General features: G+C 49.7%; 3 tRNA genes. All 3 read right to left on the reverse strand.

Annotation, left to right across the window (positions count from 1 at the left end):
• Nucleotides 1-210 precede the first annotated feature (210 nt).
• Nucleotides 211-286 (reverse strand) — tRNA-Asn (locus D1841_RS18260).
• Nucleotides 287-292: 6 nt separating this feature from the next.
• Nucleotides 293-367 (reverse strand) — tRNA-Glu (locus D1841_RS18265).
• Between the two features lie 29 nt (nucleotides 368-396).
• Nucleotides 397-472: transfer RNA gene (locus D1841_RS18270), tRNA-Lys, on the reverse strand.
• Between the last annotated feature and the right edge of the window lie 117 nt (nucleotides 473-589).

The following is a 589-nucleotide window of genomic DNA, read 5'->3' on the forward strand; positions in this document are numbered from 1 at the left end:
CGGGAGCATAGCGCCTGTTTGTTGTCAGCAGCCCGTTTCACGGTCTGCGTGTAGTTCCTTGTAAAATGACCTAAAGCTGCCATAAAACAAAAAATCCGGTACACCTTGGGATGGCCCAGGCGTGCCGGATTTTTTCACTGCATATTCGTTCTTCGAGAAACTGAAATGCTCGTTGGCAAATAAAAAAAGCTGGAAACAAAATTCCAGCTTTGGCTCCCCCTGTTGGACTCGAACCAACGACCCTGCGGTTAACAGCCGCATGCTCTACCGACTGAGCTAAGGAGGAAAATATTGGTGACCCGTGCGGGAATCGAACCCACGTTAACGGCGTGAGAGGCCGCTGTCTTAACCGCTTGACCAACGGGCCATAAACTGGCTTTCGCCAGCTTTTCAAAATGGTGCACCATCAGGGACTCGAACCCGGGACACCCTGATTAAGAGTCAGGTGCTCTACCAACTGAGCTAATGGTGCAAGTTGTACCCTAAAAACTGAATAAAGCTGGAAGCAAGAGGCACCAAAGCAGGTGCTCAAGAAAAAGTATATGGTCAAGCCCTCGGCCTATTAGTACTGCCAAGCTGAACATGTTGC

Source organism: Neglectibacter sp. X4, from assembly GCF_009917365.1.
GTDB lineage: Bacteria > Bacillota > Clostridia > Oscillospirales > Acutalibacteraceae > Acutalibacter.